This is a genomic window from Mesorhizobium sp. M5C.F.Ca.ET.164.01.1.1, assembly GCF_004792125.1.
Lineage (GTDB): Bacteria > Pseudomonadota > Alphaproteobacteria > Rhizobiales > Rhizobiaceae > Mesorhizobium > Mesorhizobium wenxiniae.
The window spans coordinates 677,634-691,199 of record NZ_SRTG01000001.1 but is presented as its reverse complement, the minus strand read 5'-3'; the positions used below and the strand labels follow the sequence as shown (position 1 = coordinate 691,199).

Here is a 13,566-nt window from a genome sequence, read left to right as displayed (position 1 = left end):
CGTCGGGATCATGGTCTGAATGCGTCAGGCCCCCTTGCCTGAGATCGCCGGGCTGAAGACCATCAGGCTGAGGATCTCGAACAGCACCTGCGCGCCGGCATGGGCCGTGTTGGTGGTCGCGTCATATTGCGGCGCCACCTCGACGACGTCGCCGCCGACGATGTTGAGGCCCTTCAGGCCGCGCAGCAGTTCAAGCACCTCCCGCGTCGTCAGCCCGCCGACTTCCGGCGTGCCGGTGCCGGGCGCGAATGCCGGGTCGATGCTGTCGATGTCGAAGGACACATAGGTCGGGCCATCGCCGACGATCTGGCGCGCCTTCGCGATGATGGCGGGCATGCCGAGGCCGGTCACCTCTTCGGCATGCACGACGGTCATGCCGGATTCGTAGGTGAACTCCCACAGATACTCGGCCGAGCCGCGGATGCCGATCTGGATGGTCCGCGACGGATCCAGCACCCCGTCCAGCACCGCGTTGCGGAACGGCCCGCCATGGTGGAACTTGGTCATGTCGAACAAGCCGCTGGTGTCGCAGTGGGCGTCGATATGGATCATGCCGACCGGCGCTTTTTTGCCGACAGCCTTCAGGATCGGATGGCTGATCGAATGATCGCCGCCGACCGATAGCGGGATTACGCCGGCATCGACGATCTGGTTCGTGCGACGCTCGATGTCGTCATGGCTGGTTTCCAGCCGGTAGCGGCTCTGGAATGGCACGTCGCCGATGTCGGCCACCTTCAGCTCGTGTGTCGGCGCGCATTCCAGCACGTGGTTGTAGGGGCCGATGCGCTCGATGGCGCGCAGCGCCCTTGGCCCGAAGCGGGCGCCCGGCCGGTTGGTCACGCCAAGGTCCATCGGCACGCCGATCATCGCCACCTGCAGATCGCCGAAATCAGGGTTGTCGGCGGCAATTTCCCGGTAAGGCGCGGCGAGGAAGGTCGGGATGCCGGAATAGGGCGCCAGCCGCGTGCCGCTCTTGGAGAAGATCTTGTCGGCGACGCGCCGGAATTTGGGGTCGAACATCTCGCCGCCATGGCTTTCGCCATATTTGCGGCGCAAGGCTTCGAGCTTGCCGCGATCATAACCCATGTCGGTCCTCCATGGCTGGTGCGGAGCGGCCATCAATGACGGTCGCCGTCCTGCCGGCTGCCTGCGGATTTCACGTCTTGATGCTGTTCGACCCAAAGTGTCTTGCAGCTGCTTTGAAAAATCAATTGATATTGTTAGTGTCTTTGCTGTGAGAAAATCTCACATTATGTTGAGCAGGTCGTACCCGTAGACCTGTTCCATTTTTCGGGATCGTGCTCCTTTGAGGCTCCGATGGCCAAGCGTCTGCCTCCCCTGAATCCGCTGCGCGCCTTCGAGGCAACAGCGCGCCATGCCTCGCTGACCAAGGCGGCGGCTGAGCTCAACGTCACCCACGGCGCCATCAGTCATCAGATCAAGGCGCTCGAACAGTCGCTTGGCGTCAAGCTGTTCGAGCGCGCCGGTCAGCGGGTGAAGCTGACGCCGCACGGGGCCGAATTGCTGCCGGCGGTGTCGACCGCCTTCGACGGCATCGCCGCCGCCACGCAGCGCATGACAAGGCCGGCGAGCACCGGCGCCCTCTCGGTATCCTGCGTGCCGGCGCTGCTGTTGCTGTGGATGATCCCGCGGCTCGGCAGCTTCACCTCGCAATATCCGGACATCAGGCTGACGCTGATCCCGTCCAATGACGCCAAGGACGTCCGCGCGCCACATATCGACGTCTGCGTGCACTATGGCGACGGCAGCTGGACCGATTGCTGGATGCGCAAATGGTCGGGTCTCGAACTGTTCCCGGTGGTCAGCCCGACGCTGATCAACAACCGTCCGATCCGCACCGTGCGCGATCTCGCCGACCACGTCTTCCTGCATGGCGACGACGGCCGCGAGTGGCACACCTGGCTGGCCGCCGCCGATGCGCTCGATCTGGAGCGCGGCCGCCGGCACCATCTCGGCGACGCGCGCATGGCGAGTGAGGCGGCGGTTCATGGTCACGGCGTGGCGCTTGGCGATACTGTGACTGCAAGCGGGCTGCTCGCCAGGGGACTGCTTGTCGCGCCGTTCAGCCTGTCGGTGCCGGCGGTCGACGATTTCTACGTCGTCTGTCGCAACGAGATGAGGTCGGCACCGATCGTGCAGCTGTTCATCGACTGGCTGTTTGCCGAGAAAGAACAGGCCGACGGCCGCGCCGATGCGCCGGTGGCGGGCCGCATCGGCATCCGCCGGAAGCGCCCGGCGCTCCGAGTGGTCGGCGCCAAGACCGCTTCCTGAGACCGCGATTGCCGAAGCCGCATGCTTGCCGCCGGCTTTTCTTTTTGTCGGGCCAGCCCGCAAAGCGGGAGGCGCTTTCAAAAATTCAATGCTAAGAGGCATTTCGCTAAAGCAATTCCAGGAAAAGTGCGCAGCGGTTTTCCGTTCGGAATTGCGTGAAAACAAATTTAGAGCGGTTCAGCGTTTCTATCCAGAAACTGAACCGATCTAGGAGCGAGCAGTGAAGGCGGCATCGAGACATGACTAAGACCGATATAGCGCGGCGCGTCTACAACCACACCTGGAAGCTCGACCCGATCGTCCGCAGCCTGCTCGACACTGATTTCTACAAGCTGCTGATGCTGCAGATGATCTGGGGCATGTATCCCAGGATCGACACCACCTTCTCGCTGATCAACCGCACCACTTCGGTTCGCCTTGCCGACGAGATCGACGAAGCGGAGCTGCGCGATCAGCTCGACCATGCCCGCACCTTGCGCTTCTCCAAGAAAGAGATGATCTGGCTCGGCGGCAATACCTTCTATGGCCGCAAGCAGATCTTCGAACCGGAATTCCTCGCCTGGCTTGAAAATTTCCAGCTGCCGGAATACGTGCTTTCCAGGCGCGATGGCCAGTACGAGCTCACTTTCAGCGGTCCGTGGATGTACACGACGCTGTGGGAGATCCCGGCGCTGGCAATTATCAATGAACTCCGATCCCGCGCGGCCATGCGGGCGTTCGGCCCGTTCGCGCTCGACGTGCTCTATGCCCGCGCCAAGGCCAAAATGTGGGCCAAGACGGAGCGGCTGAAAGCGCTGCCGGATATCCGCATTTCGGACTTCGGCACGCGCCGCCGCCATTCCTTCCTGTGGCAGCGCTGGTGCGTCGAAGCGCTGAAGGAAGGCATCGGCGAGGCTTTCACCGGCACCTCCAACGTGCTTTTGGCCATGGATAACGACCTCGAGGCGCTCGGCACCAATGCGCATGAATTGCCGATGGTGCTCGCCGCCCTCGCCAATTCCGAAAAGGAGTTGAAGCAGTCGCCCTACAAGGTGCTGCAGGACTGGCAGCGCTACTATGGCGGCAATCTGCTGATCGTGCTGCCCGATGCTTTCGGCACCGCTTCGTTTCTGCGCGATGCGCCGGACTGGGTCGCCGACTGGACCGGCTTTCGTCCCGACAGCGCGCCGCCGATCGAGGGCGGCGAGAAGATCCTTTCCTGGTGGCGTGAAAAGGGCAAGGACCCCAGGCAAAAGCTGCTCATCTTCTCCGACGGGCTCGAGGTCGAGACCATCGAGGAAACCTACCGCCACTTCCGCGGCAAGGTGCGCATGTCCTTCGGCTGGGGAACCAACCTGACCAATGATTTCGAAGGCTGCGCGCCGACCAACACCAACCGGCTCGACGCCATCTCGCTGGTCTGCAAGGTCACCGAGGCCAATGGCCGCCCGGCGGTCAAGCTGTCGGATAATCCAGCCAAGGGCACCGGCGACGAGAAAGAGATCGAACGCTATTTGCGTATATTTGGCGAGAAAGACCGCGTGGAGCAACTGGTCAAGGTGTGAGGGGCGAGGGAACTCTTGGATAGCATGAGTTCCTTCGCCGTGGAGCGCTGCCGCTTGGCAATAGCAATATCCTTTGCGGCTTCATTGATCCTCCTCCCGCCCACCCCCGCCTTCGCCCATGCCTCCGATCGCGGCCACGTCCTGCTTCTGCCGACGGGCTACTACGTCGCCGGCGGCGCGCTTGCCGTTGCCGCCAGCTTTCTCGTCCTGGCGCTGCTGCCGTCAGACTTTCCCGCCCACTTCTGGCGGCGGCGCCTGCCGCTTTTCGCATTCGGCGACGGCGCACGGGCAATCGTCAGCCTGATATCCTTTGCCGGCTTTGCAATTCTTGTTGCGGCCGGCTTGTTCGGCAGCCGCGATCCGCTTTCCAACCCGATGCCGCTGGCCATCTGGACGCTGCTCTGGGTTGGGCTGGTTTTGCTGCAGGGGCTGCTCGGCAATCTCTGGTCATGGCTGAACCCATGGTACGGGCCTTGGCGTGTCATTTCCCGCCTGTTCGGCAAGCGGCAGACATGGCGCCCGCCTCCGTGGCTTGGCTGCTGGCCGGCCGTCGTGCTGTTCTTCGCCTTCGCCTGGTTCGAGCTGATCGACCCGGCGCCCGACGACCCGGCGCGGCTCGCCTGGGCCGCCGGCTTCTATTGGCTGCTGAGTTTTGCCGCCATGCTGGTGTTCGGCTACCGCGACTGGAGCCGGCGAGGCGAGTTCCTGGCCGTCTTCTTCGCCATGATTGCACGATTCGCCCTCCTTCAGCGCAATGAAGTCGAGCGCAGTGAAGGCGGTCGGCTCAGTCTGTGCTGGCCGGGCGCCAAGCTCAGCGATGCCGCGCCGCTGTCGCTCAGCGGCATTGCTTTCCTGCTGCTTGTGCTGTCGTCGGTCTCCTTCGATGGCCTGTCGAAAACCTTCTTCTGGTTCGGCCTGTTCGGCCTCAATCCGCTGGAGTTTCCAGGCCGCACGGCGGTGATCGGCATCGGCACCTTCGGGCTGGTGCTGATGTTCGTCCTGCTTGCGGCCGCATTCATCCTTGCGATTGTGCTTGGCCAGCGTCTTGCCGGCAGCCCGCATTCCCTCAGTCAGGCCGCAGGGCTGCTGGTCTGGTCGATCGTGCCGATCGCGCTCGCCTACCATGTCGCGCATTACCTGACGGCGCTGCTGGTCGATGGCCAATACGCCATCGCCGCTCTTTCCGACCCGTTTGCGCTGGGCTGGAACCTGCTCGGCACCGCCGGCATGCAGATCGAAGCCGGCGTGGCCGCCGGCGCCGGCTCGGCATGGTGGCTGTGGAATCTCCAGGCCGGCGTCATCATCGCCGGCCACATGCTCGCCGTGCTCATTGCCCATGGCCTCGCCTGGCGATTGCACCCGGTTCCCGCTCGCGCCGCGCTCAGCCAGTTTCCGCTCACCGTGCTGATGATCGCCTATACGGTCTTCGGCCTGTGGTTACTTGCCACGCCTTCAGTCGGATGAGACAAAAGCCCGGCTCGATGGCGTCGATTGATCCTTGGGGAAAGCCCGCTTGCCACATCAGGGCTTTGATGATTTAGTTTGTACACATGCAATTTCGGCGCTCTTACCAGAGTGGCCCGCTTCGCTACAGCCATTGGTCAAAACTCAAAAACAAGGGGAACTGCCGTGACTGACAAGAATGGGTTTTTGGATCTCTCCAACACCGGTCTCACCCGCCGCACGGCGCTGAAGGGGTTGGCCGCGGGCGCCGGCCTTGCCGTCGCGCCCGGGTTCGTGCGTTACAGCCAGGCGCAAAGCTCGGCGCCGATAAAGATCGGCTTCCAGTCCCACCGCACCGGCATCGGCGCCGCCTATGGTCGCTGGTACGAGAGGACCACCGCCGCCGCGGTCAAGGCGATCAACGAAGCCGGCGGCATCAACGGCCGGCCGGTCGAGGTGGTCATCGAGGATGACGGCACCGATCCCGGCCGCGGCGCCGAAGTGGTCGGCAAATTCGCCACCCAGCACAAGACCGACATCGTTTACGGCACGCTGTTTTCGCATGTCGTCATCGGCTCGGCGCCGGCCGCCGGCGAGGCCAAGATGCCCTATTTCGTCGTCAGCGAAGGCCACCACGTCGCCTCGACCAAGCTCAACCGCTACGTCTTCCAGCCTGGCATCACCGACGTGAAGAGCCAGATCCAGGCGATGGCGCCGTGGATCGCGGCGAATGCCGGCAAGAAGGTGACGCAGATATTCCCAGATTTCGCCTTCGGCTACGACCATCGCGACTACCTGCCGCCGGCGCTGAAGGCGCAAGGCGCCGAAGTCATTGCCCAGATCGCCATCCCGCCGACGGAATCGTCCTTCACCAAATACTTCCCGCAGATCCCAGCCGAGACCGAGGTGATCTACCACGTCATGGTCGGTCCGGCGGTGCTCACCTTCGTCAAGGAACTCGGCGAGTTCTATGGCTCCAACCGGCCGCAGCTGTTCGGCTTCATCGATTCGCTCGAAGCCACCGACATCAACAGCCCCGGCCTCGAATTCCTCGACGGCAGCCATTTCTGGGAAGGCTCGCCGCGCTACGCGCAGCCCAACGATTCCGCCGCGCAGAAGGCCTATCGCGCCGCCGTCGGCATCGACGACAATGGCGCTGCCGTCGGCGATCCGAAGGATGTCTCCACCGCCGCGCACATGTTCGGCTGCTGGGAAACGCTCTATGTCGTCAAGAAGGCGATGGAGGATGCCGGCTACAAGGGTCCGGAAGACCGCTCCAAGCTGGTCGAGGCGACCGAGGCCTTGACCGAGTTCGCCGAGGGCCCCGAGCATCCGCAAGGGCCGAAGACCTTCAACGGCAAGATCCATCAGTGTTTTGGCATCCAGAACATCTCCAAGGTCGAAGGCGGCCGGCTGAACGTCGTCCACAAGACCAAGATCGAGGACGGCCTCTATGAGCCGGAAGGGGATTACACGACCCAGGCGCTGTGAGCTTAGCTGTTTTAGCCGTGGTGCGCTTCGAGCCACCCCCCTCTGTCCTGCCGGACATCTCCCCCTCAAAGGGGGAGGTCACTCCTTCATCGACGCCTATTTTCTTGCCGCCCCGCAGAACGGAGCGTGAGGCCGGTGACAGCCAATCTCCTCCCTTGAGGGGGAGATGTCCGGCAGGACAGAGGGCGGTGCTTCTCGCACCTGCCAGCGCATAATGGCCTTCGGACCCCACCTCCTCCTCGCCGCCCTCGAAGGCCTCGTCACCTCCGCCGTGCTGGCGCTGACGGCGCTCGGCCTGTCGCTGGTATTCGGCGTCATGCGCGTCGTCAATGTCGCCCATGGCGAGTTCTTCATGCTCGGCGCGGTGCTTGCCTGGGCGATCTCCACGGCGATATCAGGCCATCCGGCGCTCGGCTTCCTGGCCGCCCTCGTGCTGGCGCCGCTGATCGTCGGTCTGATCGCGCTCGTCTCCGAACGGCTGGTGCTGCGCCGGCTGAATTACAATCCGGAAGCCACCATCGTCGCCACCATCGGCATACTCTACATCATCCAGCAACTGGCGCTGACCTTCTACGGTCCGGAGGCACGGCCGGTGGAGCCGCCCTTCAGCTATCGCATCCTTTTGCCGTGGTTCGGCTACTCCGGCTACAAGCTGTCAGTCATCGCCGCATCGGCGCTCCTGCTGGTCGCGACGTGGTTCGTGCTGACGCGTACGAAAATCGGCCTCGTCATGCGCGCCACGCAATATGACCGCGAGACGGCGCAGGCCTTCGGCATTCCGGTCGACCGCGTCTATGCGGGCGTCTTCGCGCTCGGCGCCATGCTGGCGGCGGTGGCCGCCGTGCTGATCGTCCCGATCAGCCAGGCGCACTATCTGATGGGCCAGGACCCGCTGCTGCTGTCCTTCATCGTCGTCATCATCGGCGGGCTCGGCTCGCTGCGCGGCACCGTCGTCGCTGCCGTGCTCATCGGCTTGTCGGACGGCATCATCTCGGTGTTCTTCTCGCCGACGCTCGCCAAGATCATCGCCACGCTGCTGGTTGCCATGGTGCTGGTGTTCCGGCCGCAAGGCCTGTTTGGAACGGCATCGCGATGAAGGAGGCTTCACCGGCAAAAGCCTATACGTTGCATCTGGGCGTCATCGCGCTGCTTTTCACCCTAAGCTTCGTCCTGCCGGAATATCATCACGGGCTGCTCGCCCGCATCATGGTGCTGGCGGTCTTCGCCATGGGCTACAACATGCTGTTCGGCTATGTCGGGTTGCTCAGCCTCGGCCACGCCATGTTCTTTTCGGCTGGGCTCTATGGCGCAGGCCTTGCCGTCATCCATCTCGGCTGGAGCGTGCCGGCCGCCTTCGCCGCCGGCCTTGCATGCGGCGCGCTTCTCGCGCTGGTGATCGGGGTGCTGGCGCTGCGTACTTCCGGCGTTGCCTTCATGATCGTCACCATGATGTTCGCGCAGGTGTTCTATCTCATAATCCTCTATTTCGCGGCCTGGACCGGCGGCGATCAGGGCCTGGTCGTGCCGCAGTCGGCGCGTGTGCTTGTTTTGGGCGATGCGTCGCTCGGCCTCACCGACCCGACCGTGCGCTACATGAGCGCGCTCGCCCTGTTCTCGATAGTGCTGCTGGTGGCGCTCGTTATCGTCCGCTCCAGGTATGGCCGTGTGCTGGTCGCCATTCGCGAAAACGAGGAGCGGACCAAGATGCTCGGCTACGACACGTTTTCCAACAAGCTCGCCGCGGTCGTCGTCTCCGGCACGATCTGCGCGGCTTCGGGCGCCGCCTACGCGCTGCTGTTCGGTTATGTCGGCTCGACCTTCGCCTCGGTGCAATATTCCATCCTGCCGCTGCTCTGGGTGCTGCTCGGCGGTGCTGCGACCACGCTCGGTCCGCTGATCGGCACGCTGTTCATGTACTATGTCGTCGACATCACCAGCGGCTACACCTCGGCCTATCTGCTGATCGTCGGCATCGCCCTCATCCTGCTGGTGCTGTTCTTCCCCAAGGGCATCCTCGGCACCATCCGCCAGCGCTGGCTGGGATGGCTGCCATGATGCCGCTGCTGACGACCAAGGGCCTGTCCCGCAATTTCGGCGGCCTGCGCGCCGTTGACGGCGTCGACTTCGCCCTCATGCCGGGCGAGATTCGTGCCGTCATCGGCCCCAACGGCGCCGGCAAGACCACCTTTGTCAGCCTGGTCAGCGGCCGCATCCAGCCGTCGTCGGGCATGATCGTCTTCGACGGGGCCGACATCACCAGCCTGCCAGCCTACGCCAGGGTCCGCCTTGGCATCGCCTACACCTTCCAGATCACCAGCGTCTTTGCCAATCTCACCGCTTACGACAACGTCGCACTGCCGGTGCAGCGCACGCTGACCGACGGCCGCTCGAAAGGCGCCGTGCATGCCGGCGCCATGGCGGCGCTGGAGCGCACCGGCCTCGCCGACCGCTCTCACATGCCGGCCGGGCAATTGTCCTATGGCCATCAGCGCCTGCTCGAAGTGGCGATGGGGCTGGCGCTAAAACCGCGCCTGCTGATTCTCGACGAGCCGACGCAGGGGCTGGCCGACAGCGAGATCGACAATTTTATCGGGCTGGTGCGCGGGATCGCCAAAAGCGCCACCGTGCTTCTGATAGAACACAACATGCCGGTGGTCATGCAGCTTGCCGACCGCATCACCGTCTTCAACGCCGGCAAGATCCTGGCCGAAGGCACGCCCGAGCAGGTCCGTGCCAATGCCGAAGTGCAGGACGCCTATTTGGGGACCGCCCCATGACTGAAAAACGGTCTGAAGCACTGACCATCTCCGGGCTCGACTGCTTCTACGGCGAGGTCCAGGTGCTCTACGGCCTCGACCTCGTGTTGAACAAGGGCGAGGTGCTTTGCCTGTTTGGCCGCAACGGCGCCGGCAAGACGACGACGCTGAAGGCGATCATGGGCCTCGTTCCCTCACGCGCCGGCTCGATCAGGCTAGACGGCAAGGAGCTGACCGGCCTGTCGGCGCATGACGTGCCGAAGGCCGGCGTCGCTTATGTGCCGCAGGGCCGGCGGCTGTTCGCCGAGATGACGGTGGCGGAAAACATCGAGGTCGGCCTGTTGGCCCGCGGCAAGGGCAAGACGACGCGCGAAAACGTGCTCGACCTTTTCCCGCTGCTGCGCCAGCGACTGAGACAACGCTCCGGCACGCTGTCGGGCGGCGAGCAGCAGATGCTGGCGATGGCACGGGCCCTGTGTCTCGAACCGCAGGTGCTTCTGCTCGACGAGCCGACCGAAGGGCTGATGCCGTCAATGATCGCCAGGATTCGCGAGACGGTAGCGAAGCTGCGCGACCTTGGCGTCTCGACGATCCTGGTCGAGCAGCGCGTCGATGCCGTGCTGTCCGTCGCCGACCGGGTCTCGTTCATCGAAAACGGCCGCAACCGCGAGACCGTCGATGTCGAGGAGCTCCGCGCCGATCCGTCGGCGGTCCGCCGCTATGTCGGCGTCGGCTGATCAGCCAAAGAATAGAAAACCCGCGATCAGGAATATCGGGATCAGCACCGCGCCCGACCATGCCATGTAGCCGAAGAAGCCCGGCATTTTCACGCCGCGATGTCTGGCAATGGCGTAGACCATGAAGTTCGGCGCATTGCCGATATAGGTGTTGGCGCCCATGAACACCGCGCTGGCCGAGATCGCCGCGAGCGTCGAGGCGAGGGTGGTCATCAGATGTTGCGGATCGCCGCCGGCGAGCTCGAAGAACACCAGATAGGTCGGCGCATTGTCGAGGAAGGATGACAGCGCTCCAGTCATCCAGAAATAAGCGAGGTCGATTGGCTCGCCCGTCGGCGAGCTGACAAGCGAGACCAGCGGTGCCAGCGCGCCGTCGGGGCCGGCCCTGAGAATGGCGATGACCGGCACGATGCAGATGAAGATGCCGGCAAACAATTTCGCCACCTCGGCGATCGGCTCCCAGTGGAAGTTGTTCGCCTGCCTGTGGCTTTTCTGGGAGACGCCGAGCGAAAGGAAGGCAAGCGCCAGGATGATGGCGTCGCGCACGAGGTTCTGCAGTTCAAGGCTCACGCCCTGGACGGAGAAAGCCACGCCCGGCTTCCAGGTCGCGGAAAGCAGGATCGCGCCGATCACCCCGGCCAGCAGCGGGACGTTGGGCAGGCCGCGGATGCGCACCTTCGTGTCCGGTGTTGGATCCTTGATCTTTGGCGCGCCGGCCTCGCGGCGATGCAGGATGATGTCCATGGCCAGGAAGACGGCCAGCACCAGGCCGCCGACGAAGAGTGTCTCCTGATAGAGGTTGGTGGTGGTCCAGAAGAAATCGACGCCGCGCAGAAAGCCGACGAACAGCGGCGGGTCGCCGAGCGGCGTCAGCGACCCGCCGATGTTGGACACCAGGAAAATGAAGAAGATGACGACATGGGCATTGAACGGCCGGTTGTCGTTGGCGCGCAGGATCGGCCGGATCAGGATCATCGAGGCGCCGGTCGTGCCGATGACTGAGGCGAGCATCGCCCCGATCAGCAGCAATCCGGCATTCACCAGCGGCGTGCCATGGATGTTGCCGGCGACGAGGATGCCGCCTGAAATGGTGAACAGCGCAAACAGAAGAATGATGAACGACATGTATTCGGTGAGCAGCGCGTGCAATACCGCGTCTGTGGCCGAAGGCATGCCGAACGCCACCGCCAGCGGCACGACCGCGAGCGCCGCCCAGAAGAAGGTGATCTTGCCGTAGTGATGCTCCCAGACATGGTGGAAGAGCAATGGTCCGGTGGCGATCGACAGCAGCAGGCCGGCAAAGGGCAGCGCCCACCACAACGACATTGTTTGGCCCGGCAACTCGTGGGCCTCGGCTGCGAGCGCTATTCCCGGAAACAGGGTTGCGGCTGCCACCACTGCGCCCGCCGTCAAAGCCGCCGCAAACCGCATAAAGCCCCCTCTGGAATTGTGTCGGATGCGATTGGTGATGTTCAAGCCAGCGTCACGCCGGCATCGCGCATCCGATTCAGCATCGTCTCGACGGACCGGTTGAGATTGATGCCGCGGCAGCCGTCGAGCCGCACTGTTGTGTGGAAGCCCTGCTTGACCGCATCGAGCGCCGAAAAGGCGACACAGAAATCGGTCGCAAGACCAACCAGGGTCAGCGTGTCGATGCCGCGCTCCCTTAGATACCCGGCAAGACCGGTCGGCGTCGTATGGTCGTTCTCGAAGAAGGCCGAATAGCTGTCGATCGCCGGCCGGAAGCCCTTGCGGATGACCAGTTCGGCCTTGGTCCAGGCGAGGCCGGAGTGAAAGTCGGAGCCTAGGCTGCCCTGGATGCAGTGGTCCGGCCACAGCGTCTGCTGGCCGTAAGGCATCTCGATCGTCTCGAACGGCTGCTTGCCGGGATGACTGGAGGCAAAACTCGAATGGCCGGCGGGATGCCAGTCCTGCGTCAGCACGACATGTTCGGTCCGCCGGATCAGGTCGTTGACCAGCGGCACGATCTCGTCGCCGCCGGCCACCGCCAGCGCGCCGCCCGGGCAGAAATCGTTCTGCAGGTCGATGATGACAAGCGCTTCGTCGGCCATGGAGCCTTCCTCTTGTTTGTCGCGGAGGCATGACCCGAACCGGAAGTCTGCCGCAACGTGGAATCCGGTATTCTCACCCAGGCTCCACCGAAAAATGCCGCTGACGCGACCGGATGCAGAAACTCGACCAGATGGCCGGCTGCGTCAACTCCAAGGGCGTAACAAATGCGTGCCGTCGCGCCGATGCCGGCGCCGGCGCAAAACTCTGGCTTTGACAATTTCTGCCGGCTTGATATCATTTGCATACGAATGAAATTGACCGGTTTCGGATGCCGGAAGGATCCCTATTTCGGGGAGGCAAGGCGTGATCCGTTACGCGAAACCCACCACCATAGACGAGGCGCTCGCTTTGCTTGGCGAGGCTTCGTGGCGCATTCTTGCCGGCGGCACCGATTTCTACCCGGCACAAGGAGCCAAGCCTTTCCGCGAAAATGTCCTCGACATCAACGGTCTGGCGGCGCTGCGTGGTATCGCCCAGACCGAGGACCATTGGGTCATCGGCGCGCGCACGACCTGGACCGATCTTGTCTGTAATCCGCTGCCGGCGGCTTTCGATGCGCTGAAGCAGGCGGCGCGCGAAGTCGGGTCCGTGCAGATTCAGAACGTCGCCTCCATCGCCGGCAATCTCTGCAATGCCTCCCCGGCCGCCGATGGCGTGCCGGCGCTGCTCATTCTCGACGCCGAGGTCGAACTGCGCTCGGTGGCGATGGTCCGCCATCTGCCGCTGCAAAACTTCATCCTGGGAAACCGCCGCACGGAACTGCAGCCGGGCGAAATGGTGACCGCCATCCGCGTGCCGAAAAACGCGGCCACCGGGGCGTCGGCTTTCGTAAAACTCGGCGCGCGTCGCTATCTGGTGATTTCCATAGCCATGGCGGCGGCCCGCCTGACCGTTGAGGACGGCATCATCGGCAATGCTGCCGTCGCCGTCGGCTCCTGCTCGGTTGTCGCCAAGCGTCTCTCGGGCGTCGAAGCAGCCTTGCGGGGGCTCCCGGTCGACCAAGCTCTCGCCACCGCGATCCAGTCCGCACCGATGGACGAGCTGTCGCCGATCGGCGATGTGCGCGGCAGCGCCGAATACCGGCTGGACGCCGCGCGTGAGATCGTCGTCCGCGCCGTACTGGATGCCGCGGGTTACCCGTCGAGCGACAAAGCGGTGGCGGCATGAGCAAAGCTCAACCTAGCATCAGCGAAGCTCAGCCCGGCATGACCGGAGCTCAGCCTGGCATGA

12 protein-coding genes are annotated in these 13,566 nt (G+C 63.8%); 9 read left to right on the top strand and 3 right to left on the bottom strand.

Annotated features, from left to right (window positions below; all coding sequences use genetic code 11):
- Positions 1-24: 24 nt before the first annotated feature.
- Positions 25-1,086, bottom strand: a complete 1,062-nt coding sequence (speB, locus tag EN807_RS03285; RefSeq protein WP_065011701.1) for an agmatinase — start codon at positions 1,084-1,086, stop codon at positions 25-27.
- 231 nt (positions 1,087-1,317) lie between these two features.
- On the opposite strand from speB, the gene gcvA reads away from it, so the two are divergent.
- The 8 genes from gcvA (at position 1,318) to EN807_RS03240 (ending at position 10,263) form a co-directional block, all read left to right on the top strand.
- On the top strand, positions 1,318-2,292 hold the full coding sequence (gene gcvA / locus EN807_RS03280) for a transcriptional regulator GcvA (RefSeq protein WP_128344525.1): 975 nt from the start codon (positions 1,318-1,320) through the stop codon (positions 2,290-2,292).
- A gap of 239 nt (positions 2,293-2,531) precedes the next feature.
- On the top strand, positions 2,532-3,836 hold the full coding sequence (gene pncB / locus EN807_RS03275) for a nicotinate phosphoribosyltransferase (RefSeq protein WP_135933866.1): 1,305 nt from the start codon (positions 2,532-2,534) through the stop codon (positions 3,834-3,836).
- Positions 3,837-3,890: 54 nt separating this feature from the next.
- On the top strand, positions 3,891-5,300 hold the full coding sequence (locus EN807_RS03270) for a hypothetical protein (RefSeq protein ID WP_246684006.1): 1,410 nt from the start codon (positions 3,891-3,893) through the stop codon (positions 5,298-5,300).
- Between the two features lie 165 nt (positions 5,301-5,465).
- Entirely contained in the window at positions 5,466-6,770 is a 1,305-nt protein-coding gene (locus EN807_RS03265; RefSeq protein WP_135933864.1) for an ABC transporter substrate-binding protein, read from the top strand.
- A gap of 214 nt (positions 6,771-6,984) precedes the next feature.
- Positions 6,985-7,866, top strand: a complete 882-nt coding sequence (locus EN807_RS03255; protein ID WP_135933863.1) for a branched-chain amino acid ABC transporter permease — start codon at positions 6,985-6,987, stop codon at positions 7,864-7,866.
- Positions 7,863-8,825, top strand: a complete 963-nt coding sequence (locus EN807_RS03250) for a branched-chain amino acid ABC transporter permease (RefSeq protein WP_127315494.1) — start codon at positions 7,863-7,865, stop codon at positions 8,823-8,825. Before EN807_RS03255 ends, EN807_RS03250 begins: the two co-directional genes overlap by 4 nt.
- Positions 8,822-9,547, top strand: coding sequence for an ABC transporter ATP-binding protein (locus EN807_RS03245; RefSeq protein ID WP_135933862.1), 726 nt, complete (start codon positions 8,822-8,824; stop codon positions 9,545-9,547). The genes EN807_RS03250 and EN807_RS03245 overlap by 4 nt, the downstream gene beginning before the upstream one ends.
- Positions 9,544-10,263 (top strand): ABC transporter ATP-binding protein, encoded by a 720-nt coding sequence (locus tag EN807_RS03240; RefSeq protein ID WP_135933861.1) that lies wholly within the window; start codon positions 9,544-9,546, stop codon positions 10,261-10,263. Before EN807_RS03245 ends, EN807_RS03240 begins: the two co-directional genes overlap by 4 nt.
- Here the strand turns inward: EN807_RS03240 and EN807_RS03235 are convergent, their stop codons facing one another.
- Positions 10,264-11,694: a sodium:proton antiporter gene (locus EN807_RS03235; protein WP_135933860.1), complete on the bottom strand. Its 1,431-nt coding sequence runs from the start codon at positions 11,692-11,694 to the stop codon at positions 10,264-10,266.
- A 41-nt stretch (positions 11,695-11,735) separates the two neighbouring features.
- Positions 11,736-12,335 carry a bifunctional nicotinamidase/pyrazinamidase gene (gene pncA / locus EN807_RS03230; RefSeq protein ID WP_135933859.1) on the bottom strand — a complete coding sequence of 200 codons (600 nt, stop codon included), beginning with the start codon at positions 12,333-12,335 and terminating at the stop codon, positions 11,736-11,738.
- A gap of 304 nt (positions 12,336-12,639) precedes the next feature.
- Between pncA and EN807_RS03225 the strand changes: the two genes are divergently transcribed.
- The gene (locus tag EN807_RS03225) at positions 12,640-13,503 is read left to right on the top strand and encodes a xanthine dehydrogenase family protein subunit M (protein ID WP_135933858.1); all 864 of its coding nucleotides are present in this window, start codon (positions 12,640-12,642) and stop codon (positions 13,501-13,503) included.
- Positions 13,504-13,566 lie beyond the last annotated feature (63 nt).